This window comes from Tumidithrix helvetica PCC 7403, assembly GCF_965232925.1.
Taxonomy (GTDB): Bacteria; Cyanobacteriota; Cyanobacteriia; order Pseudanabaenales; family Pseudanabaenaceae; genus Tumidithrix; species Tumidithrix helvetica.
This window is the reverse complement of sequence record NZ_CBDDRA010000015.1, coordinates 41,026-63,616: the sequence shown is the minus strand read 5'-3', so window position 1 is coordinate 63,616 and position 22,591 is coordinate 41,026. Positions and strand designations below refer to the sequence as shown.

The 22,591-nt window shown below is 46.2% G+C and carries 20 protein-coding genes and 1 pseudogene; 3 read left to right on the top strand and 18 right to left on the bottom strand.

The annotated features are described in order from the left end of the window. Positions 1–31 precede the first annotated feature (31 nt). From mutL to ndhL, 5 genes and pseudogenes are all read right to left on the bottom strand, one after another. Positions 32–1,774, bottom strand: a complete 1,743-nt coding sequence (mutL, locus tag ACP2WE_RS14860; protein WP_425216328.1) for a DNA mismatch repair endonuclease MutL — start codon at positions 1,772–1,774, stop codon at positions 32–34. Between the two features lie 33 nt (positions 1,775–1,807). Next, a pseudogene (locus tag ACP2WE_RS14855) lies at positions 1,808–2,629 on the bottom strand (IS630 family transposase); the annotation flags it as partial. A 273-nt stretch (positions 2,630–2,902) separates the two neighbouring features. Beyond that, positions 2,903–4,690, bottom strand: coding sequence for a hypothetical protein (locus tag ACP2WE_RS14850; protein WP_425216327.1), 1,788 nt, complete (start codon positions 4,688–4,690; stop codon positions 2,903–2,905). After that, positions 4,690–5,007, bottom strand: coding sequence for a DUF3007 family protein (locus tag ACP2WE_RS14845; RefSeq protein ID WP_425216326.1), 318 nt, complete (start codon positions 5,005–5,007; stop codon positions 4,690–4,692). The genes ACP2WE_RS14850 and ACP2WE_RS14845 overlap by 1 nt, the downstream gene beginning before the upstream one ends. Before the next feature lie 71 nt (positions 5,008–5,078). Next, positions 5,079–5,324 carry an NAD(P)H-quinone oxidoreductase subunit L gene (ndhL, locus tag ACP2WE_RS14840; RefSeq protein ID WP_425216325.1) on the bottom strand — a complete coding sequence of 82 codons (246 nt, stop codon included), beginning with the start codon at positions 5,322–5,324 and terminating at the stop codon, positions 5,079–5,081. A gap of 446 nt (positions 5,325–5,770) precedes the next feature. Here ndhL and ACP2WE_RS14835 point away from each other — a divergent pair, with 446 nt between their 5' ends. Continuing rightward, positions 5,771–6,646, top strand: a complete 876-nt coding sequence (locus ACP2WE_RS14835; RefSeq protein WP_425216324.1) for a transglutaminase family protein — start codon at positions 5,771–5,773, stop codon at positions 6,644–6,646. 51 nt (positions 6,647–6,697) lie between these two features. On the opposite strand, the gene chlG is transcribed toward ACP2WE_RS14835, so the two are convergent. Next, entirely contained in the window at positions 6,698–7,675 is a 978-nt protein-coding gene (gene chlG, locus ACP2WE_RS14830; RefSeq protein ID WP_425216323.1) for a chlorophyll synthase ChlG, read from the bottom strand. A 73-nt stretch (positions 7,676–7,748) separates the two neighbouring features. Between chlG and ACP2WE_RS14825 the strand changes: the two genes are divergently transcribed. Continuing rightward, positions 7,749–8,198 carry a 4a-hydroxytetrahydrobiopterin dehydratase gene (locus ACP2WE_RS14825; RefSeq protein ID WP_425216322.1) on the top strand — a complete coding sequence of 150 codons (450 nt, stop codon included), beginning with the start codon at positions 7,749–7,751 and terminating at the stop codon, positions 8,196–8,198. Here the strand turns inward: ACP2WE_RS14825 and ACP2WE_RS14820 are convergent. From ACP2WE_RS14820 to ACP2WE_RS14795, 6 genes are all read right to left on the bottom strand, one after another. After that, positions 8,195–9,409, bottom strand: a complete 1,215-nt coding sequence (locus ACP2WE_RS14820) for an FAD-dependent oxidoreductase (protein ID WP_425216321.1) — start codon at positions 9,407–9,409, stop codon at positions 8,195–8,197. The genes ACP2WE_RS14825 and ACP2WE_RS14820 overlap by 4 nt on opposite strands. A gap of 32 nt (positions 9,410–9,441) precedes the next feature. Continuing rightward, a complete protein-coding gene (locus ACP2WE_RS14815) occupies positions 9,442–10,974 on the bottom strand; it encodes a phytoene desaturase family protein (RefSeq protein ID WP_425216320.1) in 1,533 nt (510 codons plus the stop codon). A gap of 329 nt (positions 10,975–11,303) precedes the next feature. Beyond that, entirely contained in the window at positions 11,304–12,986 is a 1,683-nt protein-coding gene (locus ACP2WE_RS14810) for a SulP family inorganic anion transporter (RefSeq protein ID WP_425216319.1), read from the bottom strand. A 267-nt stretch (positions 12,987–13,253) separates the two neighbouring features. Continuing rightward, on the bottom strand, positions 13,254–13,439 hold the full coding sequence (locus tag ACP2WE_RS14805; RefSeq protein ID WP_425216318.1) for a hypothetical protein: 186 nt from the start codon (positions 13,437–13,439) through the stop codon (positions 13,254–13,256). Then, positions 13,436–14,278 carry an endonuclease/exonuclease/phosphatase family protein gene (locus ACP2WE_RS14800; protein ID WP_425216317.1) on the bottom strand — a complete coding sequence of 281 codons (843 nt, stop codon included), beginning with the start codon at positions 14,276–14,278 and terminating at the stop codon, positions 13,436–13,438. Before ACP2WE_RS14800 ends, ACP2WE_RS14805 begins: the two co-directional genes overlap by 4 nt. 64 nt (positions 14,279–14,342) lie before the next feature. Then, on the bottom strand, positions 14,343–14,702 hold the full coding sequence (locus ACP2WE_RS14795; protein WP_425216316.1) for a hypothetical protein: 360 nt from the start codon (positions 14,700–14,702) through the stop codon (positions 14,343–14,345). A gap of 85 nt (positions 14,703–14,787) precedes the next feature. Between ACP2WE_RS14795 and ACP2WE_RS14790 the strand changes: the two genes are divergently transcribed. Beyond that, positions 14,788–17,799: an AAA family ATPase gene (locus tag ACP2WE_RS14790; RefSeq protein ID WP_425216315.1), complete on the top strand. Its 3,012-nt coding sequence runs from the start codon at positions 14,788–14,790 to the stop codon at positions 17,797–17,799. A gap of 80 nt (positions 17,800–17,879) precedes the next feature. Here ACP2WE_RS14790 and ACP2WE_RS14785 read toward each other — a convergent pair whose 3' ends face one another. From ACP2WE_RS14785 to lgt, 6 genes are all read right to left on the bottom strand, one after another. Continuing rightward, positions 17,880–18,530 carry a DUF1361 domain-containing protein gene (locus tag ACP2WE_RS14785; protein ID WP_425216314.1) on the bottom strand — a complete coding sequence of 217 codons (651 nt, stop codon included), beginning with the start codon at positions 18,528–18,530 and terminating at the stop codon, positions 17,880–17,882. Positions 18,531–18,666: 136 nt separating this feature from the next. Then, a complete protein-coding gene (gene hisS / locus ACP2WE_RS14780; RefSeq protein WP_425216313.1) occupies positions 18,667–19,950 on the bottom strand; it encodes a histidine--tRNA ligase in 1,284 nt (427 codons plus the stop codon). Positions 19,951–20,018: 68 nt separating this feature from the next. Further along, positions 20,019–20,339 carry a hypothetical protein gene (locus ACP2WE_RS14775; RefSeq protein ID WP_425216312.1) on the bottom strand — a complete coding sequence of 107 codons (321 nt, stop codon included), beginning with the start codon at positions 20,337–20,339 and terminating at the stop codon, positions 20,019–20,021. Further along, positions 20,332–20,694: a photosynthetic electron transport-dependent transcriptional regulator PedR gene (gene pedR, locus ACP2WE_RS14770; protein WP_425216311.1), complete on the bottom strand. Its 363-nt coding sequence runs from the start codon at positions 20,692–20,694 to the stop codon at positions 20,332–20,334. Before pedR ends, ACP2WE_RS14775 begins: the two co-directional genes overlap by 8 nt. Positions 20,695–20,992: 298 nt before the next feature. Continuing rightward, positions 20,993–21,619 carry a DUF2232 domain-containing protein gene (locus tag ACP2WE_RS14765; RefSeq protein WP_425216310.1) on the bottom strand — a complete coding sequence of 209 codons (627 nt, stop codon included), beginning with the start codon at positions 21,617–21,619 and terminating at the stop codon, positions 20,993–20,995. Positions 21,620–21,648: 29 nt separating this feature from the next. After that, on the bottom strand, positions 21,649–22,524 hold the full coding sequence (gene lgt / locus ACP2WE_RS14760) for a prolipoprotein diacylglyceryl transferase (RefSeq protein WP_425216386.1): 876 nt from the start codon (positions 22,522–22,524) through the stop codon (positions 21,649–21,651). Between the last annotated feature and the right edge of the window lie 67 nt (positions 22,525–22,591).

Below are 22,591 nucleotides of genomic sequence, written 5' to 3'. Positions count from 1 at the left end.
AGGGGAGGGAACNNGATTTCCGATATGCCCTTCAGCTTTTGCCAATAATCCAGTTGCGGCGAAAGAATCGTGCAAGGTCAGATTCTTCTAGAGACAAACAGATGGGACGACCATGCGGACAAGTATGAGGATTGCGGGTTTGCTGCCAGCGATCGAGTAAATTTTGCATTTCTAATAAATCCATCGGCGTTCCATTCCGAATCGCACTGCGGCAGGCTGCTGTTGCCCTTGCCCCCTGTGGTTCAGGTTGTTGGCTGAGTTCTAATAATATGGCGGCACAATCGGTTTGCCCCACAAGAATTGCTGGCAGCGATCGCACCACCCACAAATTTTCGCCAAAGGGTTCGATTTCGATCTCAAGGGCTTGAAGTCTCTCCACGCCCTCTGGGGAGATCCGATCTAAGACAATGGGCGGTGCGATCGCGACGATTTGCCACTGCTGTTCTATTTCTTCAAACAAGACTCGCTCGTGGGCGACATGCTGTTCTACCAGCCACATGCCCGCCGCATGTTCGGCAAGAATATAGGTGTTATGCACCTGAGCCAGCGCCTTTACCGATCGCGTCGAGGGTTCAGAGGTTGGTGAATGGGTGAGATAGCGTTTTTGACCTTCAGCCAAACGTAACAGGGTTCTAGCCCCTGCTGAGTTGCCTACCTCCCGATCGGTCTCAGGGGCGTGCAAAACCTGTGAAATTAATTTACTGACTTGAGATTGCCAATCGCTCAAATTTTGTAGATACACTTCATTCTTAGCAGGATGGCGATTCCAATCGACGCGATCGGGGGGGATACGCAGATGTACGATACAGACTGGATAACGATGGCGCGGCAAGGTATGGGAAAAGGCAGAGAGGACAATCTGCTCCATCTCAGGGAAGGTAACCATTCTACCGTTTACGACAATTTTCACCCACTCAGGACGGCGGCGAGATAAGCGATCGGGCAGTCCGAGCGTAACTTCAATTTGAGCCGTAGAGGTTTGATGATGGGAATCTAAAGATTCAGCGCGAGTTTTGTATTGGGTGGGTTGGGTGGATAAGGAGTTCACTGCTTGAATAGAGCTTGAGGATTCCGTAATGATTTCGCTAATAATTTCGCTACCTGTAGCTAAATCTGTAAACTGAATTGCACTGATGATTTGGGGTAAAATATCCCGAACGTTCCTACCTGCCCAAATCGCAATCCATTCGCGATCGTCCAAGGAGACCTGCCATGTAATCTGCGGATTAGCGATCGCCATCTGATGAATCAAAATCTGGATTTTGCGAACTTGCTGGGCGATCGCAGGCAGTACCTGTAACCGTGAGGGCAATGTGGCAAAGAGGCGATCGACCGTAACCACTGTTCCCAGTGCGATCGCTACGTTTTTAGGATCGCCCAATAGATTCCCCGCATGGTCGTAACGAACTTGCCAGCCTGCATTTTCGGTATGCTTGCGACTGCAAATTTGCAGATCGGCAAGTTGGGCAAGGCTATGTAGCGCTTCGCCTCTAAAGCCCAAACTATCGATCTGTTGTAAATCTTGTTTGTAATGAATTTTGCTGGTGGTGTGGGGGATAGCCGCTTGCTTGAGGTCGGCTAAGTCCATACCGCAGCCATTGTCGCTCACTTGAATGCTGAGCGTATCTGTCCAAATCAAAATTGTCAGACGGGTAGCTCGGGCATCGATCGCATTTTCTGCCAACTCTCGTACCACCGCCGCCAGAGAGTCAATTACCTCTCCTGCCGCAATTAAATGGACGACTTCTGTGGGTAAAGTTTGAATCAATGGCATTATTAACCTGGCAATAGTTGAGCGTGCATTATCCTAACCAGCATAAGCAATATAAGGATGTTGAAAATATTTCTGAATTCGAGCAGGCAATTTCTGTAACTTACGTAAATGCGAAAGCACTCGATTTTTTAACTGTGTCAAGTTACGAGTTGGTGGTTTGGAATGTACTCCCTGTTTGACATCACAGTTGAGGTGTTCCACTGGATTCAATTCTGGTGAATACGAGGGGAGGGGAAATAGTTCGATCTGTGACTTGTGCTCAGCAAGCCACTGCTTCACGGTCTGGGAACGATGTACCAGATGCTTATCGACAATCCAAAACAACTTGCGTTCTGCCTTGCGAATTAACCGTTCTAGAAATACGATGAACACTTCGGTTGTTAGTTTGCAGGTGTAGAGCATGAATCTTATCCTTCCCCAATTGCTGAGACTGGCAATAAAATTCACCCGCACTCGATTCTTTTGACTCAAGTGAATCTCGGGAGTTTGACCTTGGGCATAACCTCGACCCGATTGATCGTCAGAACGCAGTCCAGATTCATCTCCCCAAGCAATTTCTCCATGTTCCTCCTGTGCACGTTGCTTAATGCTTGGATACTCATGCTCTAACCATTGCTTGACTGCGTTTGGGGCTTGCTCATAGGCTCGCTTGAGTGGCTTTTGAGGTGTATAACCCCATCGTCTCAGATATTCTCCCACTGTGCGGATAGGCATTTTTACACCACACTCTTGGGCTATCAATGCTTGTACTGCCCGTCGCGTCCACAGGGCACTATCTATTTGCAATTTGTCTGGGAAATGCTTCTGCATCAACCTTTGCATCTTTATTTCCTCCTCTGCACTCAAGGTGCGTCCTTCCCCTAATTTACGTCTCTAACTACTGTCTTAATTTTTGTACTTCTTCCCATAGTTCCACTATCAAGGCATCTTTCGCCTCTTCCGTTAGCTGTTTTAGGTCGGGAACTTCTTTCATTCGTTAGCTGTTTTAGGTCGGGAACTTCTTTCATTTTTTTACTGTATCAGTTTTGTCGTTTTTGTCAATTTCCCGAGGTTGAGCAATTACGAATTTATTTGTACGTCCGTAGGTAGCCTAAAGAGAGGCTGGGAGTTTCTTTACTAGAAGTATCGCTATTTTCCTAAAATAATCGCATCACCCTGCTCGATCGCTTGCTGAAAGGCTGAGCCAAAATCACAGGCGGCAGGATCGCCGACTTGAATATTGAAATCGAGGGAAACAAGCGCAGGATTGAGTTGAATGGTTGCCAGCCATAAATGCAGTCGCGTAATTTCGACCGATTCGATTGCGCGATCGCAGCCATAGAGATTGTGTTGCAAGATGTGCGAGACTAGCTCAGCCGTTGTTTTCTCAGGCAATTCATCGAGTTCAGCTTCGCGATCGGGTTCGTGGGGTTGCTTGCGTAAAGTGCGAAGTTTTTGATGGACTTGTTCGTGTTCTGCCAATAAAAAGTTCAATGCTGTCACTAAAAAAATGCCTGAGCCACAGCGACGATCTAACACCTTGAGATCGAGCAGATTTTGTTGATGCGATCGCCAATAGGCTAACGTCTCAGCGCGAACAGATTCAGAAGTCGTGTCAGAAGTTGTGTCAGAAGTTGGAAGTGGGGGAGTCGCTTTTTTTAGTAGATATTCCCTTAATGCCACCTTCACAGATTCGCTATGAATTAATGCTTTGGATGGATATCTCGTACTACGCCGCTTGCTCAAATTTTGCATATCTTTTTTGAGCAAAGCTAAATCTTTTACGGCTTCTTCTAAGATGTGTGTTAATACCGTTCTAGAAATATCTTCGTGAAAGTCAAATCGCGTAATTTCTTTGATTTGGCGGCAAAGTTCGTCGCCTACAAATAGCAATTTGTCTAGGATTTTGTCTGACTCAAATAGGCTGATGTGATAGCAAGAAATCAGTTTTCCATGTCTGGTTGTACCCTGATAAATCCAGCTAAAAATGGCTTTATAGTTTTCCCAGATCGGCTGTTCTTGATAGGGGTTGTAAAACTCATAGGCTTCATTGATTAAGCCATCGGGCAGTAAATGGTTGTCTTCGCAAAAGGCAATAAATAAAATGCGATTGAGTAATTTCTGCGCCTTCGCGATCGCTTCCGCATCAATCTGAGTATTCGCCAGTTCGCTAATGCTGCGATCGGTTTCCGATTGGGGGGGTAATTGAGGATTGAGCTGTGCATAAGACTGTTGCAGTCGATAGCGAAAATCTTTAATCAATTGCGCCCGAATTTTACTGTATTGACTGTAAAAATTCTTGGCAGTTTCTATTTCTAGTTGTTGCGAATCTTCTAATAGTTGAAACGTGCGTGAAGGCTCGCTACTTTGAGCTGTGCCCTTTAATAATCTGCGGCGACAGAGAATAAAATAAAAATACTTTAACTCTTCGATGCTCGTGAGCGAGTCTAAATTAAACTGCTGACAAAATAACCCAGAAATATCGCGGTGATAGAGACAAATGGCTTGGTAGGTTACAACAATCAGCCATTCCGTGCTGGCATGTTTGAGTTTGGGCTTACTGTCATGCTGGTTGTTCAGCCAGTTATCCGAATCATTGTCTAGAGGGTTGCCAGAACGATAAAAGATGATTTCTACGACAACTTCTGCCGAGGTTTCTGTAAAAAAGCCAAGAGCGGGCTCTGGACTAAACTCAAGTTCCCATCCGCCTTTGCCTCCATGAAACGGTGAGGTATAGCCGAGAACATCCACAAAAATGTCATGTAAAAATTCGGCATCGGTCTGCTGATTTGGCTCCTGTGCCTCTGCTGCAAAGGTCAGCCATTTCTGAATCTTTTGGTGGCGATTGCTTAAATCCGCAGGGAATCCGAACAAACCAATTCGTCTCGTGACTGGTTTTATGTGGAATAGATCGTAATGCGGCGATCGCTGAATCATTAATTGGTTTTAGATTGCTCAACCTCCGCTGCTACTTCCTGTTGCAGTTGAGCCAACTCTTCGGGAGACATTTCCTCTAAACGCTTTCTCAATACTGCTGTTTTATAGTCTTCTAACTGCTGGTTATAGGTCATGGTCTGGGTCACTGCCCGAAACACATAGGTCGAAATCCAGCCTAACAAACCACCGACTAAGATAACTTGACTCCAAATTCCAGCGTTGGTGGCATCTAAACCAAATACGGAAAAGCCCCAAAAGGCTAAAGCCCCTAGTCCAAAGAAAGCAATTGTAATGGCGATCGCATCAATTCGACGCATGGGTTCTCTCTAAACTCCTCTTTTGACTTTGCCGTAGGTTGAGATTCATGCTGAGATCTACAGACTGAAGTTTATATCTTTCTGGCTTCTGGACGGAAGTTCAGAAATGGAGAGATCAGTAATAGACCTGGGAAAAAGAAAAACACGGTAAAGCACAGAAATGCCCGTTCTAACGAACCTGTTTTATTCCAGCGTGCTTTGAAGTAAAACATCAAAGCTACGGGAATAACTAAAAGGTAAGCACCAGCGATCGCAGTATAAAGCGCAAGGCTAAAAAGTGGCGAAGACAAAAGCGGCGAAGACAAAAGAAATGACATATTTCTTGTGGGTATTTCCTATCTTTAACTTATGTGTATCTTAACAGAGAAATATGTCCTCAGACTTTTTGTTTGTTGAATTAGGGGCAATTCATGAATTGCCCCTACAGCATGGATGCCCGATCGTATAGGGAATTCAAAATAAAATCGTGATTAAGGCTGACGATTAAAATTGCGCCTACAGATACAGTTGCTACAATCCTAGAAACTGAAATTATTGTGAAGGGTGTAGCGATCGTGAAAAATACGATCCCAAATTCTGAATTTAGTTCCTAAATCCCACACACACGCCTGATTTAGAACATCTACCTAAGAGGTTCGCAAGAAAGGACGATCGGTATTTTAGGAACGACTAGAAAAAGATGTATGGTGTGAGAAAGAAGATTGGTGCGCTATTATGACTGCATCCTACCAAGCGAAATTGACAAGCCAAAAGAGGGCAACCCGTGCTTTATCAGATTACTCATCAGATTACCTATAGATATGCGGAGCCAGTGGGTCTAGAGCCTCATACATTACGACTTAGACCTCGCAGTGATAACACCCAAAAGCTACATTCTTTTCGCTTAACCGTAGAGCCAACGCCAGCAGGAATTTCCGAAGCGATCGATCTGGATGGCAATGCGATCGCGCAGGTTTGGTTCCAATCGCCAACCGATCGTCTGATCGTCACAGCCATTTCGGAAGTCGAAACCTTTCGCACTAACCCCTTTGATTTTTTACTTGCACCTTGGGCAACCCAACTCCCCATAGACTATCCTACCTCTATGCTGGTTCAGTTACAACCCTATCTCGGCGGATATCTAGGTGCGATCGCAGGTGGAACGGGGTTCGATCCTGTAGCAGCCCAATTAGCTCAAGAAATTGCTTACACTTGCGATCGCCAAATTGTTTCCTTTCTAGGTACTCTCAACCAGCGCATTTACGAAAATTGTGAATATATACTCCGCGAAACTGGAGATCCCTTTCCCCCATCGATTACTTGGACTCAAAAAGCAGGAACCTGTCGAGATTTTGCCCTGCTGTTTATGGAATGCTGCCGATCGCTCGGTTTAGCGGCAAGATTTGTAAGTGGCTATCAAGAGGGCGACCCCGAATCAGAAAAGCACCTGCATGCTTGGGTTGAGGTGTATTTACCCGCAGCAGGTTGGCGTGGTTACGACCCCACTCAAGGGTTGGCGGTCAGCGATCGGCATATTCCCTTGGTTGCCAGCCCCTTTCCAAATATGACTACCCCCGCTACTGGCAAACTCAAAACTTCTAATGTGCGATCGACAATGACGTATGACTTAGCGATTTTGGCGAACAGGGAGCGAGGCTAAAATCGCTTCGCTCCCTGTAATTGCTAAACAGCTACAAGGAGCAAAACATTTTTAAACGCCAGCGTGACCCATGGCAATTCCAGCGACCAGCATTCCCAAGACCAAGAAAGGTTGAGCGCTTGCCTGATATTTCACATCATTTTTTAACGGATCGCGCAGGAAGTACATATCTTGAAATGTGATTTGAGGAATCACCAGCAACACGATCAAACTGGCGAGTAGTTGTTGTCCCACGGTGACGAGGTAGACAGCAATACCAATTTGAAACACATCAATCATGGTGGCAGAAATCAACGCGGCTTTCTCAATGCCAAACATTACAGGCAAAGACTTTAGCCCCAAACTGCGATCGCCTTCAACGCTCTTAAAGTCATTGACGATCGCAATTCCCAGACCAGCCAAACTATAAAATAGCGTCAACCATACCACTGTCCAATTGAGCGTTCCGAATAAAGCATGACCAGCCCACCAAGGCAGGGCAATATAGCTCGACCCAAGGGCATAGCTACCCAGCCAACCATTTTGTTTGAGTTTGAGTGGTGGGGCAGAGTAGATATAGGACAAGAAAGCCCCACCTACAGCCAGTTTGGTGATGATGAAATCTGTATGCCCTACACCTAGATCGAGTAAGATCGCCACCCCAATCCCCGCAATCAATAAAATCCAAATCTGGGCGATCGCTTGGTTGAGCGGCATCGCACCCGACGGAATCGGGCGATAGGGCTCATTAATCGCATCAATTTCGCGATCGTAATAATCATTCATAATCTGTGTATAGCCTGTGAGCAGGGGCCCTGACATCAACATACACAGCAACGAGGTCAAGACATTGGCAATAGTCCATGTAAACTCACCTGACGAAGCAGCCCCACAAATCACGCCCCACATCAGGGGAATCCAAGTAATTGGCTTCATCAGTTGGAGGCGCAACTTCCAAATCGAAGTTTCTTTGACATCCGCGCCTTTCATACCTAGCATTTGACGGGCACGAGCGTCATTAGAAGGAAGGTCAGGAGTTGGAGAAGACATTTTTAGTTTCTAAATTACTTAACACGTACAGTTCTACTTTAATATGCTGGTGCTAGAGCGCGTTTAGAATCCTATGAAAATCACCTCAAACTTGATGTCAAACTTGGTGCTAAGTCTCAGCGTAAGTGCGATCGCGACCTTTATGCCCTTTGCCCATAATGCTAGTGTCAGTTCTTTTGCCCAACCGCAGCAAAGTTCAAGCCGCAGTTTGCTGGCAAGCACGAATGGGGATCTGATCCCCAGAAAGCTTAGTGATGTCGAGATTAAAAATGTTTTACCCCAAATCACGGGTTGGTCAGTGCTGCATGGCAAACTGCATAGGTCTTTTAAGTTTGTTGACTTTATCCAAGCATTTGGATTTCTGACGAAAGTGGCGATCGCTGCCGAAAAATTAGGACACCACCCCGAAATTTACAATGTCTACAACCTTGTCACCTTTGACCTCACCACCCACGATGTTGGTGGCATTAGTACACTCGATATTGAGCTGGCCAAGCAAATCAATAGCCTTCAAGTGATTTAGCCAATCAATTGGGTTACACGAAGTGCAGAAGTAATGGCTCCTTCATGCAATCCATCGCCCAGATAGGCTCCTGCATGATAGGTGTGATTCTCTCCGTTTGTGTCAACAATTTCATCGCGATAATGAAAAGATTCGACGTTATATAAAGGCGTATGATGCGCTTGAACGTGGATAATCTTTTCTGGATTAATTAGCTCTTCCAATTGAAACGCGAGGCTATATTGCGTTGATGCTGAAATGCCACAGAGCTGATTGAGATAGGCATTATATCCCCATTTGTTACTGGTTTGAAAGAAGTCAAACTCCGATGCCTGTTGAATGCCATAGCGATCGTACATGGAGCGATCGCGATGCAGCACAGTCTGGACAAAGTTCGGTTGCCATGCCGAGAAGCGTTTAATTTCGCTGTCGGTTGGATCCTCTAACAACTTCATAACTTGGTCTGGGGGCGTTGCGAATACCACCTTATCAAATGTGCGGATATCGTCAGGCGATCGCTTAAGGACTACCCCATCAAAATTTCTCGAAATACCCGTAATTTCAGCATTGAGGCATATCTCTCCCTGAAAACGTTCCACAATTTTTTCAATATAGGAGTAAACCCCATGTTTAACCCTGACCCAATCCACAAACACATAATCGCGCAGGGTAGGGATTGCCAACTCCGCTGGAAAGTTATCAATCATTGCCAAAGGTGTGGAATAGCTATACATGGTCAGTAGCTTTAACCAAGTATTCCGAATGCAGTTCTGTTTCAGATGTTGCGCCATGGATTGGTCGTAAAAATCTTGCATTTTTGAGAATTTTATTTGCAGCCAAAAGCCTGCGGAACGGGCATAAAGGGTGTCTAGTCGCAAATATTCGATCCAGCGTTGAAATCCCATAAAGTTTTTCTGGATTGCTGTTGCAGACAAATAATGACTGCCATCCTTGAGAAATAAAGCGGAACCGATGTTAACGGGTTCTAGCTCCACGCCTAGCGCTTGCATGAGATTGATAAAATTTTGAAATGCGGTAGGAAATTCCAGCACGCCATTCTCTAAAATCCGATCGCAGGCAGCATGGTTGGCTGTCACATTTTTATTTAGCGTTTTGATATGTCCGCCTAAACTAGATTGCCGCTCAAACACAGTTACATGATGTCCCATGCGATCGAGCAAGTAGGCGCTGGTCATCCCACTCGCTCCGCCACCAATAACAGCAATTCTCATAGTTCCCCATTATGGTTGGTATTGTTAGAGAGTTAGCCCAAAATCACATCCCCTGATAGGCGTTGATACAATAGCGCTCCTGTCCAGAATGTCGGTGCAAATCCTGGGTAGCCAGAGGACGCGTTACAGAAATAGAAGCGATCGAGCGAAGTTTCGTGGTTGAGTCTGCCCAAGCCCATATTGCGTGGGGTGAGGCTGGAACCATAGGAATTTCCCTCTGGACACCAGCAGAAATGCTCGTTGGTCGTAGGACTTCCCGTAACATGGAAGACTAGATGTTTTCTAAAATCAGGCACATAATGCTTTTCTACCACATCTAAAATCGCGTCGAGAATCTCTTGTTTTTTTTGCCGATAGGCTTGGCGATCGCGATCTCTCAACTGCTTAAAGTAAGCATAGTTGGCAACGGTGAGAAACTCTACAATTTGACAATCTTCTGGACAATCGCGACGCGCTTCTGTTAATAGCGTCGGTGTTGTAATCGCAAAGCTCGGATGGGAATAATCTTGTTGCTCGTACATCTGCGCGAAGGCGGCATTTAAATCTTGATGCTCCGTATGAAAAGTATTCCACTTGCCAAAACCATAATCTCGCAGATCGATATCCTTGACGACACAGTAAACCATGTAGTTAGACGGTGAATAGTCATAGTCAAGCTTCCGCCGCACTTTGGCAGAAAAGCGGGATTCCCCAATCATTTTGGCAGCCTTTTTCGGATCGATATTGCAAATCACCGTGCCGCCTGTAAATTCATGGCTTTGATGGGTAACCAAATCCATTGCTTCAACGCCTGTAACCGCTCGATCGACAACCATAAACTTCGTCACTTCGCGGTTGAGCAACACTTCCCCGCCATGGGATTCAATCACCTTCACTAAAGAATCAATTACATGCTCAAAGTGCTGTGTGGGATAAAATGCACCAGCCTGATAGCCTCTAAACAAAATCACCCAAGCGTAAAACGAAAGCTGTTTGGGAGGTAATAAAAAGTCTGGCCATTGCAATGCTAATAGGGTTTGGGCTGCCTGCGGGAGCTTAAATTTGTCGAATACATCTTGCAGCGTGCTATTGAGATATTGAACCGCACAGAATACTTCGCTAGCATTCTGTAATAGCTGGAGGGGCGCGATCGGTGGAGACAGCTTTTTGAGCCCCTCGCCAGTTTTCTCGACTTCGTTGATAAATTTACGGATTTGAGCAGCAGATTCAGGAAATAGGGATGATAAGCGTGGAATTAGAACCTCTGGCTTTGAGGGGATGTCCAAAGCGTAATTAGGCATTCGCATATGGTCAAAACCCTGCGGATCGTAACGTTCAAAGGTTACATCCCGTTCCAAACCCAGCTTTTTAAGGACGCGATTGACGGTATAACCTTCGCCGCAATCCCAAACATAGTGAAATTGGGCATTGAAGGTATATTTCTTAGCCATCGTAAAGGTATGACCAAAGCCACCTGCGTGTTCGTGGGCTTCCAGCACGCGTACGGTCTTTCCAGAATTTGCCATGAGGGAACCAAATACTAATGCTGATAAGCCACTACCGACGATGAGGTAATCAGTTTGCATAGGATTATTTCCTCCGAATTTCCCCGTCAATTAATACCAAATCTCTCTTAAATTTACGGCAAATCGATTTTTGGGTTCCACACTCTGCGTGGGCTTGTCAAAAAGATGCGTTGCATCTTTTTTTGAAAATGGTATTAGCTAGATCGCTGCCTCTGTCAAATTGGCGCAAGCTAGCAAATTTGCATCAAAATAAAGTCCTGCTACTAAAAATCATAGACGAGGCAATGGTGGAATAGCGAATAAGTCCTAAAGATTGTAATGAAAGCATTCAAATCGTTACAAAAATTTCGCAGTTCGGGCTAAAAAGGCGATCGCTTCAAAAACAGCTCTTATGAGTTGATGATTTCTGGCAAGGCTACATCTGTTTTCTGCGGAGGTGCGGGGAGAAAGGGAATACTTGGCACGATCGCATGCAGCGCTGTTTCGGTGGACTCAAAGCAGTTTTCTTGACCGATTTCTGCAAGCAGCCCGCTACGCTCTAGCAGTTGCTCTACTTCTGGGCGCAGGGCGCTAAATATTAGCTGGCAACCATGGCGCTTGAGGTCGCGATAGATTTCTTCTAGCGCGACGAGCCCAGTGGTGTCCATAATCGGAACATAGCGCATTCTCAAAATTAAATATTTCACATCTGGGGCATCTCGTAGAAACGAGACAAATTGCGCCGCAGCACCAAAGAACATGGGGCCATCTAACCGATACACGGCAATCTGCTTGCTAAACTCCAGCGGTACACCAGGGGGAAACACGCTCTCTTCTGGCATTTTTACGAGACTCAGTTCGCTCATGCGCTTGATAAACAAAATTCCTGCCGCAATCAGTCCCACTTCGACCGCGAGTACCAAATCAAAGCAAACCGTAACGAGCCAAGTCAACATCATGACGGAAAAGTCGGCGTAGTTCGTATGTACTAAAAAGCCGATCGCTTTCCATTCCATCATGCGCGCGCTCGTCACCATTAATATGCCAGCGAGTGACGCAAGAGGAACCTGTGACGCAAGAGGAGCCAGTGCTAAAACAATTACTCCCAAGGCTAAGCCGTGAATCACGCCCGAAAGACGGGTCTTGCCGCCCGATCGCACGTTAACGGCTGTCCGCGCGATCGCACCTGTAGCAGGAATGCCCCCAAAGAATGGGACGACGATATTAGCTAATCCCTGTCCGATCAGTTCTCGATCGCTGTTGTGGCGATCGCTGACAGTCAAACTATCGGCAACCACTGCTGAAAGCAACGATTCGATACTACCTAATGCTGCTAGAGCGATCGCGGGATTAATCAATTCTCGAATTAGCCCAAAATTATCCCAATGGGGAATGAAATGTGGCATCGGTAATGATTGTGGAATCACGCCAATTGTTGGCACATCTAAATGCCAAAAGGAAGCAACCAATGTGGCTACAACCAAACCCACCAAAGAGCCGGGAATGGATTGATTGATGCGATTCCAGAATAGCTTGGTGGCGATCGTCAGCACAGCCAATCCTGCTGCTGCCCAGTTGATACCTTCCAAATGTATTACCGTTTCCCAAAAGGCAGGGAGAAAATGCTCTTGACGCGGCAACTGTAAGCCAAAAAAATTGTTTAACTGACCGCAAAAGATAATTACGGCAATCCCGTTTGTAAATCCTGCGGTAACGGGGTAGGGAATAAACTTCACCATCCGTCCTAGTTTGGCAACGCCCAGAGCCACTTGGATAATGCCTGCCATTACGCCTGCGATCCAGACTTTCTCAATGCCATACTTGGCAACGATGCCCACCAGCACAACCGCCATCGCGCCCGTCGGTCCCGTGATTTGTACGGGAGATCCGCCAAATACTGCTGCAACAATCCCTGCGACGATCGCGGTATAAAGTCCTGCTTTGGGCTCTACACCACTTGCTACCGCAAACGCCAATGCCAGAGGCAATGCCACCACTGCTGCGGTGAGTCCGCCTGCTAAGTCTCCTCGCCAATGAGAAAACAACCCATGGGGGCTGAGGAGATCGCGCTCCGTTGTATTTGTTTGTGTCATGTTCTCCTATTTGATGCGATGAATTTCGTGACTTCAGCTTTTACCGCAATTCTCATATTTCAACCCTAGGGTTTCCTTGAAGCATAAGAGCCAAAACTACTTCAGCGCCAATATAGGGACGAACGACGATGGAATTTTTTGTGACTTCCCGAATGCGATCGCACTATTCCTTGTACTTCTAACAGGCGATCGTTCGTTTTTATCGCTAAAATCTCCAATGTCGGGCGGATTGCAAAAACCTTGGTGCAGAAATGTAAGAGGCGATCTTCAAGGGGATTGCAACGTTTTGCATCTCCCTCTAGTATAACTAAGCGGATCGTCGCTAAACGGCACAGCCAGCAGAAACATGGTGCCATTTTCCTCAAAGAGAACGCCAGAAGACATCCGCAGCAAATCGCGAACGATCGATGCATCTAGTCCTCGGTCTTTTAACTCAGGTAAATATTGAATCACCCGATCGTCGATACTTCAGTCGTTGTCAGTTCAGCAAGAACTGGTCGATGGTCTGACGCTTCCTGACCAGATGGTTCCTCTATAATCGTGGTCCAAGAAAGATGCGGCAGTCGATCGGAGCGCAACCAGATGTAATCGAGCCGTACAGGGATCTGTGCTGGAATGAACGTACCACATCTCCCCGACCCGTTCTGAGCCAAGACATCGATGTAGCCTGCCTGCTCGATTTTACGTGCAAGTTGAGGTCCCTCTGGTGAGTTGACGAGATGCTTGGCAACTTCGGGCAGATTACTCAATGCAGCATAAGCTTTAGGATGGTGCTCATACTCGCGAGGATTGATGCAGTTAAAATCTCCAAGAATCATATCTGGGCGACTGCCAGTTTGCTCAAACCATTCAAGCAGCTCTGCAAACTGGGCTTGCCGAGTTTGCTCGTCTGTGGGATCGAAATGAGTGACGACAATGGAATAGGTTTGACCGCTTCTCCAAGCAATACGCCCCTCTAAAAAGCCCCTTTGTTTCTTCCCAGGAATAGATGAGAAAAGCCCAGAGACGGTGGATAAGAAAGGATAGCGACTCAACAAAGCATTCCCCGAGGCACCCATCGCAATATCGCCAGGAGACTGCCAAGGTCGTTTTGCAGCAAAGGCAACATACATCCCAAGTTGCTCGGCAAGAAATGAAAGCGCCGTGCTAGTTTCCATGGCAACTGGATGATACACCTCATTCAAACCGATTATGTCAGCCTCAGTGCTTTTGAGTAACTCAACCAACAGCCCTAGGTTCATTCGATCGCCAAGGGTGCGCCACCCATGTATGTTGTAACTGAGTATACGCATAACTTATGAATTGCTTCACAGTGGAGACAAATTTACACGAACATCGTTCTAAAGATAAATATTTTTAGTATGTAGATTTATAAAGCGATGGTTGGCTGTAGTTACTGCCAAAAACTGGGGTGGGATCAAGTCCTGTAATTTGGCGAAATTGGGAAGGTGTAATTTTGGGAGCGATCGCACCATATTCCCAAGATTTTAATTGCTCGTGAACCTTTTCGATAAAGGCAATGCCTTTAATTAAGGGGATTTGAAGCCAACTCTGTACCAAGATTTCAATCAGAGCTAATTCGATTAAGGGGGGAGGATAGGCGATTAACAAGTCTTCTAAATAGTCGCTAAAATCATCAAAAACATCACCATATAACTGGTAACTTTCGATAATATGCTGCACCCGTTGGCGACTAATTTGCTCCCATATTTCCATAACTTGCCTTAATTAAGGAGTAGGTTATTCTATAGCAAAGTAATGCGATATATCCTATTAGTATAATCTTTGATCAACACTTGTAATGATTCCTCAGAAATTAAGAATTAAAAATTTCCTGAGCTATCAACAACTGACCCTTGACTTTAGTGGATTGCATACTGCCTGTATATGTGGTGCTAACGGTTCTGGCAAGTCGTCGTTGTTAGAGGCGATCGCATGGGCAATTTGGGGAGAAAGTCGCGCCGAAACTGAAGACGACATTATTCACATTGGGACAAAAGAGACACAGGTTGATTTTGTGTTTACCTCTAGCGGTGAAACCTATCGCGTCATTCGGACAAGAGCTAGGGGAAGTGCCAGTGTTTTAGAGTTTCAAATTAAAAGTGAAGGGCAATTTAAATCCTTAACTGAAAGGGGGCTGAGAGCGACGCAGCAGGTGGTTTTGTCCCATCTCAAAATGGACTATGACACCTTCATTAACTCCGCCTATTTACGACAGGGGCGAGCCGATGAATTTATGCTGAAACGCCCGAGCGATCGCAAGCAAATCTTGGCAGAAATGCTGTGTTTGTCGCAATATGATTACTTAGCCGAACGCGCAAAAGATATTTCTCGTACTTGCAAAGGTGAGGCAACGGCTTTAGAGAGTTATCTAGCACACATCAAACAGCAAATTTTGGCAGGAGAAGCGATCGCGCCGCAGTTAGAAACCCTCAAAATCGAATTGGCAAATTGGCAATTATCTTACGAACAAGATCGAGCCCAATTACAATTGCTTGAAACACAGCAGCAACAGCAGCAAAATTTATCCCAACAATGCCATTGGAAACGGCAACAAAAGGCACAAATACAGACAGAGATCGAGCGACTACAACAACAAATTGCCACACAACAACAGCAACTTAAAACGCTCACTGCCCTACTAGATCGACAAGAAGCGATCGCCCAAGCCTATGCCAACTATCAGCAACTCTGCCAACAAGAGACCCTGCTCAATCAAAAACTACAGCAACATCAAAAGGCGCTCAGTCAGCAAACAACCCTCAATCATCAACTCACTAATCAAAAAAGCGAACTCAAAGGGCAATTACGCCACAACCAAGCGCAATTAGAATCTCTGTTGCAACAGCAGCAGGAGTTGCAGAATATTCTCAACCGAGCCGCAGATATTGAAGCTGCCCATGCCCAACTGTTAGAAGCAAGAACAAACCTACAACGCATTGAAAAATTACAGGCGGAATCATCGCCCCTGTTACAACGTCGCCAAGTCTTACAGCGCAAAATCGATCGAGATGCCGCGAAACTGACCGCCAGAGTCGAAGAATTTAAGCGTAGCCGTCAACAGTTTCAAACCCAACACCAGCAATCGCTTCAGATTGCCGAGACTGCCCAAAAGCTAGAGCAGCAGATTGTGGCGCTGCAAAAAAAACAGGTCTATCAGCAGAGAGTTCACGATAAGGGGCTGGAACGGCGTGATTTTTTAGAAAGACTCAAAACCCGCTTGGCGGACTGCGAACAAAAATTTGAGCGACTGCATTCTAAAATGTCGCAATTGGCAGAACCCAATGCGCCCTGTCCTCTGTGCGATCGCCCCCTCGATGAAGCCAACTGGACCTTGGTACAGCGCCGACATAGCCAAGAGTCCAAAGAGATTCAAGCTGAGATGTGGTTGATTAAAGAGCAGCAGTCAGCCTCAGATTGGGAAATTAAGGTCTTGCGCGAAGAATACCGTCAACTGAATGTAGATCTGAGTCCTCTGCCACAGCTTTTGCAACAAAAGGGAACGCTACAAGCTCAATTGCAAGCTGGTTTGGAGGCGCAACAAAAGGGACTACACCTCGAACAAGAGATCGCCAAACTCAAGCTGAGACTGGAGACGAACGATTATTGCCGAGAGAGTCAAAAGGAACTAGAGATTGTCGAGCACAGTTTAGTGCGTCTCAACTACGATGAAAAGAATCTTGCCCTTGCCAGAGGCGAAGCCGATCGCTGGCGATGGGCAGATGTGAAGATGGCAGAGTTAAAAAATGCCCGACGGCAAGCCGAAAACCTCGCTCAAAAAATTCCAGAATTACAAACCAGCATTCAGCAACTTCAGGATCGCTTAGATCGCAACCTGATCGATCTGAAATTGCAGCACCAATTGGAACAGTGCGATCGCGCCCTCGCCCAGATTGCCTACGATCCCAACCACCATCAACAGATTCGCGCTCAAAAGGAAGAATCCACCCCCGCTTTGCTGCGGTATCAAGAACTCACCCAAGCTCAGCAGCAATATCCCAGCTTACAACAGCAATTCCAACAGTTCCTTAAGTTAGAAAGCGATCGCCGCCAAGAGCTACAACATCTTCACTTGGAAATTGGCGAATTGGAGAACCAACTCAGCCAGTTTAGCGATCGCTACGACATGGAGATCCCAATACTGAAAGCGAAACTGCAACAAGCGCGATCGCAAATGGACGATCTAATTGGGCAGATTGGTAGTCTCCAACAGGCGCAGCAGCAAGTGATTCAACTAATCGAACAAGAAAAGGAAACGATCGCCAAACTCGAAAAAATTCGCTATCGCCAACGACTGCACCAAGAACTGCAACTTGCCTTTGGTAAAAATGGAATTCAGGCTTTGATGCTCGAAACGGTATTGCCTCAGATTGAAGCGGAAGCAAATCAGATTTTGGCACAACTAAGCGACCATCAATTGAACGTGCGGTTTATTACCCAGAAGGCAGGGAAAAAAGCAGATAAGGTAATTGAAACCCTAGAAATTGAAATCGCCGATAGTCGAGGTACGCGCCCCTATGAAACCTATTCGGGCGGGGAATCCTTTCGGATTAATTTTTCAATTCGGCTTGCACTCTCGCGGGTCTTAGCACAACGTAAAGGAAGTTCGCTGCAAACATTAATTATCGACGAAGGGTTTGGTAGCCAAGATCGAGATGGCTGCGATCGCCTCGTAGCAGCGATTAATGCGATCGCTCCAGATTTTGAGTGCATTCTCGTAATCACCCATATGCCGCAACTAAAAGAGGCGTTTAATACCCTGATCGAAGTCACCAAAACCGAATCAGGCTCAGTCATTACTTTAGTTGGGTGAGGATCTTAGGAGATTTCCAGTACCAAACCCGTGGGACTAGGGCTACCACGGGGAGATTGCCCCTACTGTAATCAGGAGCTTTATATTGAGTCAACTTCATCTTGTCCTTGCCGTAGTTGACGAATCCGCAAGCTAATTCCTAGCGTGACCTGCTTCATAATCCAATAAAACACAGAGATCAGGACGAAAGCGATCGCCATAATCAGCAAGGGAAGCTTTGAGGTCAGCGAATTAAATGATTCGATCAGTAGAGTTTTGGGTTTGGTGACTAAATCCCAGCTATTAAAGCGCATAAATCGCCCCATATAGACCCCCATCGTGCAGATCGCATGGATGGAAAGTTCAGCATAGAGAATATGCAGCTTACTTGCGCCTTGCCGCTTGAGATAACTCCCCAAATTGATTAACGAAATCACATAAGCCTCAAACCCACTCAAGATTGCGAACAAATGCAAGGGAATGAGAATGATTGTGACGATCCAAACAGAATAACCATCCTGAATGGCTTTAATCAGATGGATAACATCCGTCAGTAAATAGGGAGCATTGGGAAGGAAGGCAATAAAAATGAGACTACCCAACCACCACAACCACGATCGCTCCCGCACATTTCTATAACGAAAGAGCCAAAAGCTGAGTGCGAGGGGAATAAATGCTAGAAATAGATTCCAAGCGATCCAACCACTATGCTTATCTAATGCCTCTGAAATATCAGTCAAGATCGGTCCCATCGTTTTATATTCTCACGATCGATTTCACTATTGTAATCAAAGCAAAAGTCTCGCTTCCTTGATAATTAGGATTCGAGCGCAACACCCAATCAAAGCGGAGTATTTGTCCCTGCCGAAGATCGAATGAAAATTAAATCTACGACGATAATCTTTGACTAAAGGATTGACGAAATGTTTCAGGATTGGCTGTGATATCTGTAAGGGCGATCGCTTGCTGCTCACCCGTTGCCAACCACTTCAGTTGTAGCTGACCTGATACTACCTCAGATTCCCCAAGGATCAGTGCTGCTTTTGCCCCCGCACTGCTGGCGCGTTTGAGCTGCTTATCAAATTTTGCCCCACTCAGATCGAGTTCGGTAATAAACCCCGCACGACGCAAGCTTTGCGCCACAAATAATGCCTTTGCCTCAGCAAGCTCACCCCTAGATACGAGATAAAAATCAGCCCCAGGAGCAGACCTTTGGGATAGCTTTTGCAGCAATAATACCAAGCGTTCCAAGCCGATCGCCCAACCTACCGCAGGCGTATCTGCCCCACCTAACTCCGCCACAAGGCGATCGTATCGACCACCGCCACAGACAGCGGACTGCGCCCCTAACAGGGTCGATTGAATTTCAAAAGCTGTGTGGGTATAGTAGTCTAGCCCTCGGACTAGACGGGGATTGAGCCGAAAAGCAATGCCTAAATCCTGTAAGAGCGATCGCACGCGCTCGAAATGCTTTTGCGATTCAGCACCCAAATAATCGAGAATGCTAGGCGCCGACTGTACGATTTCTTGGGTACGTTTGTCCTTGCTATCGAGAATTCTTAAGGGGTTACGTGTCAAGCGATCGCGAGAATCGGCATCGAGTTCTGCTTCGTAGGGAGTGAAATAGTCCACCAGAGCGCCACGATAAGCAAGCCGATCCTCAGCATTTCCCACAGAATTTAAATCCACGACCAGATCGGTAAGTCCTAACTCCGTTAAGAAATCGCTGGCGATCGTAATCACCTCAGCATCAGCACGGGGATCTTTGCTACCTAAAACCTCCACCCCTAACTGGTGAAACTGGCGCTGCCTACCTGCTTGAGGTCTTTCGTAGCGAAACATTGCCCCTGTGTACCACAGTCGTTGTACGCCGCCTTGAGCAAATAATTTATGCTCGATAAAGGCTCGTACCGCACCCGCCGTGCCTTCGGGGCGGAGCGTTAAAGAGCGATCGCCTTTATCGACAAAGGTGTACATTTCTTTGCCCACAATATCTGTCGTTTCCCCAATGCCGCGGGCAAATAACTCCGTTGCCTCAAAACTTGGCGTGCGAATTTCGGTATAGGCAGCTTGGGCAAGAATGCGCCGTGCTACGGCTTCAAGGTGCTGCCAGTCATAAATTTCTGGAGCCAAAATATCGCGCGTACCGCGTGAAGCTTGAATGGAAGACATAAACGAGATGAAGCGTATTTTTTAGTATGTAGGGGCAATTCATGAATTGCCCCTACGATTCTGAATCTTTACAAATTACTTTCTTGGAACTTACTAACCAATAATTCAGACAGCGTAGGCTCGAAAAGTTTGGGTTCGGCAGTCCATCTACCGTAATGGCTCAAAATTTCCTGTACAAGATGATACAAACTTTGAGATACCGCTCTTGGATAATGTAACCACATCCCCGAAATCTGACTAGCAGCATAGTCAAAAGTCGGACTATCTTGCCAAATCAGCTCGACAGATATGGGATCGACCTGCGCTAGATGTGCGGCTAGCTCCCGATACATCGCTAACGAAATATCGGGACTGTAAATGACTTTACATTTCTGATCGATATCAGGCACTCTCTAATCCTTCCATGATCAAAGATGAAGTCACAGAAGGTACGGCAACTTGGGACTTCGCTGGTTGAGCTTTTATATTTTGAGGTCTGGAAATGCTACAACAATTTACTTCATCAAGGCAAACCTTTCCCCATTGCAAAGCCCAGCGTACCAGTGCCACGCGGTTATCTGTTTGGGTTTTATTTAAAATATTGCTGATATGGTTGTCTACCGTGCGTTTGCTAATTGCCAATTCGACGGCAATATCTTGGTTTGACATCCCTGCGGCTACCAACTCAATCACCTGAAGTTCGCGCTCAGATAGGGCGATCGGGCTATTACTTTGTGGCTGATGGAGTTCGATAGTGTTGGTCATGGTAGCGACTATTAAAGACTAGGTTTTCCGTAACTAACTGTTAAGTATTATCCATTAAATTCTGACAATTGATGAAAATAAGTTATAGGACTTGTCCTATAAAACTTTTGCTATCGGACAAAAACAGGTCTAACTGCAAAAGTATCTGCCCCCTTAAAGCTTGAGTCAGATTTTTCTCAAAATTATCAGAACTGAAAATACGGTCATGATTGACCGCCGTTAAAGATTTCATTGGGATCTTGTAATGAGTATAATTTCTTATCTCTAAGGATGTCAATGCGTTGGGATCGTGATATTTCTAGGCTAAAAGGCTTTCTAACCATTTGGGTGGAGATGGGATGGGATTTCCCAAGCGATCGAGCAAAATCCATGCCACAAGATGTACCAGTAATTGATACATCAGATTGCTAAAAACAATCCCCCCCACCGCTAAAGCCTGGATTACAGAGAGTTCTGGTTGGTCGAGCGAACCAAATAGCTGCATCAGCCAACTGACAAAACCAGTCATTTGTACGGTGGCATAGTTCCAAAGATTTTCGCTTACCAATAAAGACAAAAATAAAATCTGAAACGCCGTACCCAATGCCCCAACTATGGTAGCAAACGATAGCGAGATCCCCCAAGGCACTTTGTGACGCCACAGATACCCCAACAAGACTCCTACAAGTCCATGAGGGAAAATATACTGAATGCTGCGAATGGGTCCCATCAAAACGGATAGTAAAAGCGCTGTTACGATCGTGGACATCCAAGCGGCACGTTTGCCCCACCGCAAATATGCCAAGGCGATCGGGATTGGAAAAAACATCCGCAAGAACGGACCTAAGGGAAAGTAGAAATTGATCAAAAACAGCATGGCAGTTGTACTGGCAAGAAATGCCGTTTCTACCATGACCAGAGAACTCGGAGGGTTGGGCTTGGGCATAGGGTGGGTCTGATCGATCTTTGAGGGATCTAGGAGTCCGTGGATTCTGGTGTGGTGCGATCGCGTGGCATGGGGTTTCGGATCGTGTCCAAAAATTCTCGGCGCGAACCGTAGAGCCACCATAGACCAAATATGCCAAAAGCGATCGACGCTAAACTAATCACCTGCGCGATTCGTAAAGGGCCCAGCATCAAACTATCGGTACGCAGTCCCTCAATCCACAATCTACCTGCGCTATAGGCAATCAAGTAAACCATCACCATCGTGCCTGGTTTTGCCTTGGGAAAGCGGGTAAACACCACAGCTAATAATGAAAAGACCATGAGGTTCCACACCGACTCATACAAAAAAGTAGGGTGATAATAGGCTTCGGTAAAAGTTGCAGGTGGGCGGCGATCGGGAGGGATCAGGAGTTTCCAAGGTAAATCTGTGGGCGTACCAAAGGCTTCGGAGTTAAAGAAATTCCCCCAACGTCCGATCGCCTGTCCTAAGATCAGGGATGGCATCACCAAGTCCGCTAGTTTCCATACCGACAGACGATTGCGCTTGGCAAAAATTATGGCAGCAATCACACCACCAATGATTGCACCGTGAATGGCGATACCACCTTCCCAGATCGCAAAAACCTTATACCAAGGCTGGTATTGAAAGCGCTCAAACCAAGCAAATAAGACGTAATAAAGTCTTGCACCAGGGATTGCGCCAATTACCAACCAAATCACCAAATCTCCCATAATATTGGGGTCAATGCCTCGCTTTTCGGCGAGTTTTTGGGCTAGGAGCGTACCAAGAATTACAGCAGAGGCAATGAGTACGCCATACCAGCGAATTGTCAGAGGTCCAAGGTTAAGTAGAACTGGTCCAGGTGAAGTGAACTCAAAGGCAAGAGGCAAGATATTGAGCATATGCATGAGTCAGTCCTAAATTCGTTGGACTAAAGTCAGAGGATCGAACGTTTTAACTATGAGATCG

Excerpts from the sequence above, each read along its gene's own strand:
- ACP2WE_RS14785 (WP_425216314.1), bottom strand. The coding sequence starts at position 18,530 with ATGGGACCGATCTTGACTGATATTTCAGAGGCATTAGATAAGCATAGT.
- hisS (WP_425216313.1), bottom strand. The coding sequence starts at position 19,950 with ATGTCTTCCATTCAAGCTTCACGCGGTACGCGCGATATTTTGGCTCCA.
- ACP2WE_RS14790 (WP_425216315.1), top strand. The coding sequence starts at position 14,788 with ATGATTCCTCAGAAATTAAGAATTAAAAATTTCCTGAGCTATCAACAA.
- ACP2WE_RS14825 (WP_425216322.1), top strand. The coding sequence starts at position 7,749 with ATGAAAATCACCTCAAACTTGATGTCAAACTTGGTGCTAAGTCTCAGC.
- lgt (WP_425216386.1), bottom strand. The coding sequence starts at position 22,524 with ATGCTCAATATCTTGCCTCTTGCCTTTGAGTTCACTTCACCTGGACCA.
- ACP2WE_RS14810 (WP_425216319.1), bottom strand. The coding sequence starts at position 12,986 with ATGACACAAACAAATACAACGGAGCGCGATCTCCTCAGCCCCCATGGG.
- ACP2WE_RS14820 (WP_425216321.1), bottom strand. The coding sequence starts at position 9,409 with ATGAGAATTGCTGTTATTGGTGGCGGAGCGAGTGGGATGACCAGCGCC.
- ACP2WE_RS14815 (WP_425216320.1), bottom strand. The coding sequence starts at position 10,974 with ATGCAAACTGATTACCTCATCGTCGGTAGTGGCTTATCAGCATTAGTA.
- ACP2WE_RS14800 (WP_425216317.1), bottom strand. The coding sequence starts at position 14,278 with ATGCGTATACTCAGTTACAACATACATGGGTGGCGCACCCTTGGCGAT.
- pedR (WP_425216311.1), bottom strand. The coding sequence starts at position 20,694 with ATGACCAACACTATCGAACTCCATCAGCCACAAAGTAATAGCCCGATC.
- ACP2WE_RS14850 (WP_425216327.1), bottom strand. The coding sequence starts at position 4,690 with ATGATTCAGCGATCGCCGCATTACGATCTATTCCACATAAAACCAGTC.
- ACP2WE_RS14845 (WP_425216326.1), bottom strand. The coding sequence starts at position 5,007 with ATGCGTCGAATTGATGCGATCGCCATTACAATTGCTTTCTTTGGACTA.
- ACP2WE_RS14765 (WP_425216310.1), bottom strand. The coding sequence starts at position 21,619 with ATGCCCAAGCCCAACCCTCCGAGTTCTCTGGTCATGGTAGAAACGGCA.
- mutL (WP_425216328.1), bottom strand. The coding sequence starts at position 1,774 with ATGCCATTGATTCAAACTTTACCCACAGAAGTCGTCCATTTAATTGCG.
- ACP2WE_RS14795 (WP_425216316.1), bottom strand. The coding sequence starts at position 14,702 with ATGGAAATATGGGAGCAAATTAGTCGCCAACGGGTGCAGCATATTATC.
- chlG (WP_425216323.1), bottom strand. The coding sequence starts at position 7,675 with ATGTCTTCTCCAACTCCTGACCTTCCTTCTAATGACGCTCGTGCCCGT.
- ndhL (WP_425216325.1), bottom strand. The coding sequence starts at position 5,324 with ATGTCATTTCTTTTGTCTTCGCCGCTTTTGTCTTCGCCACTTTTTAGC.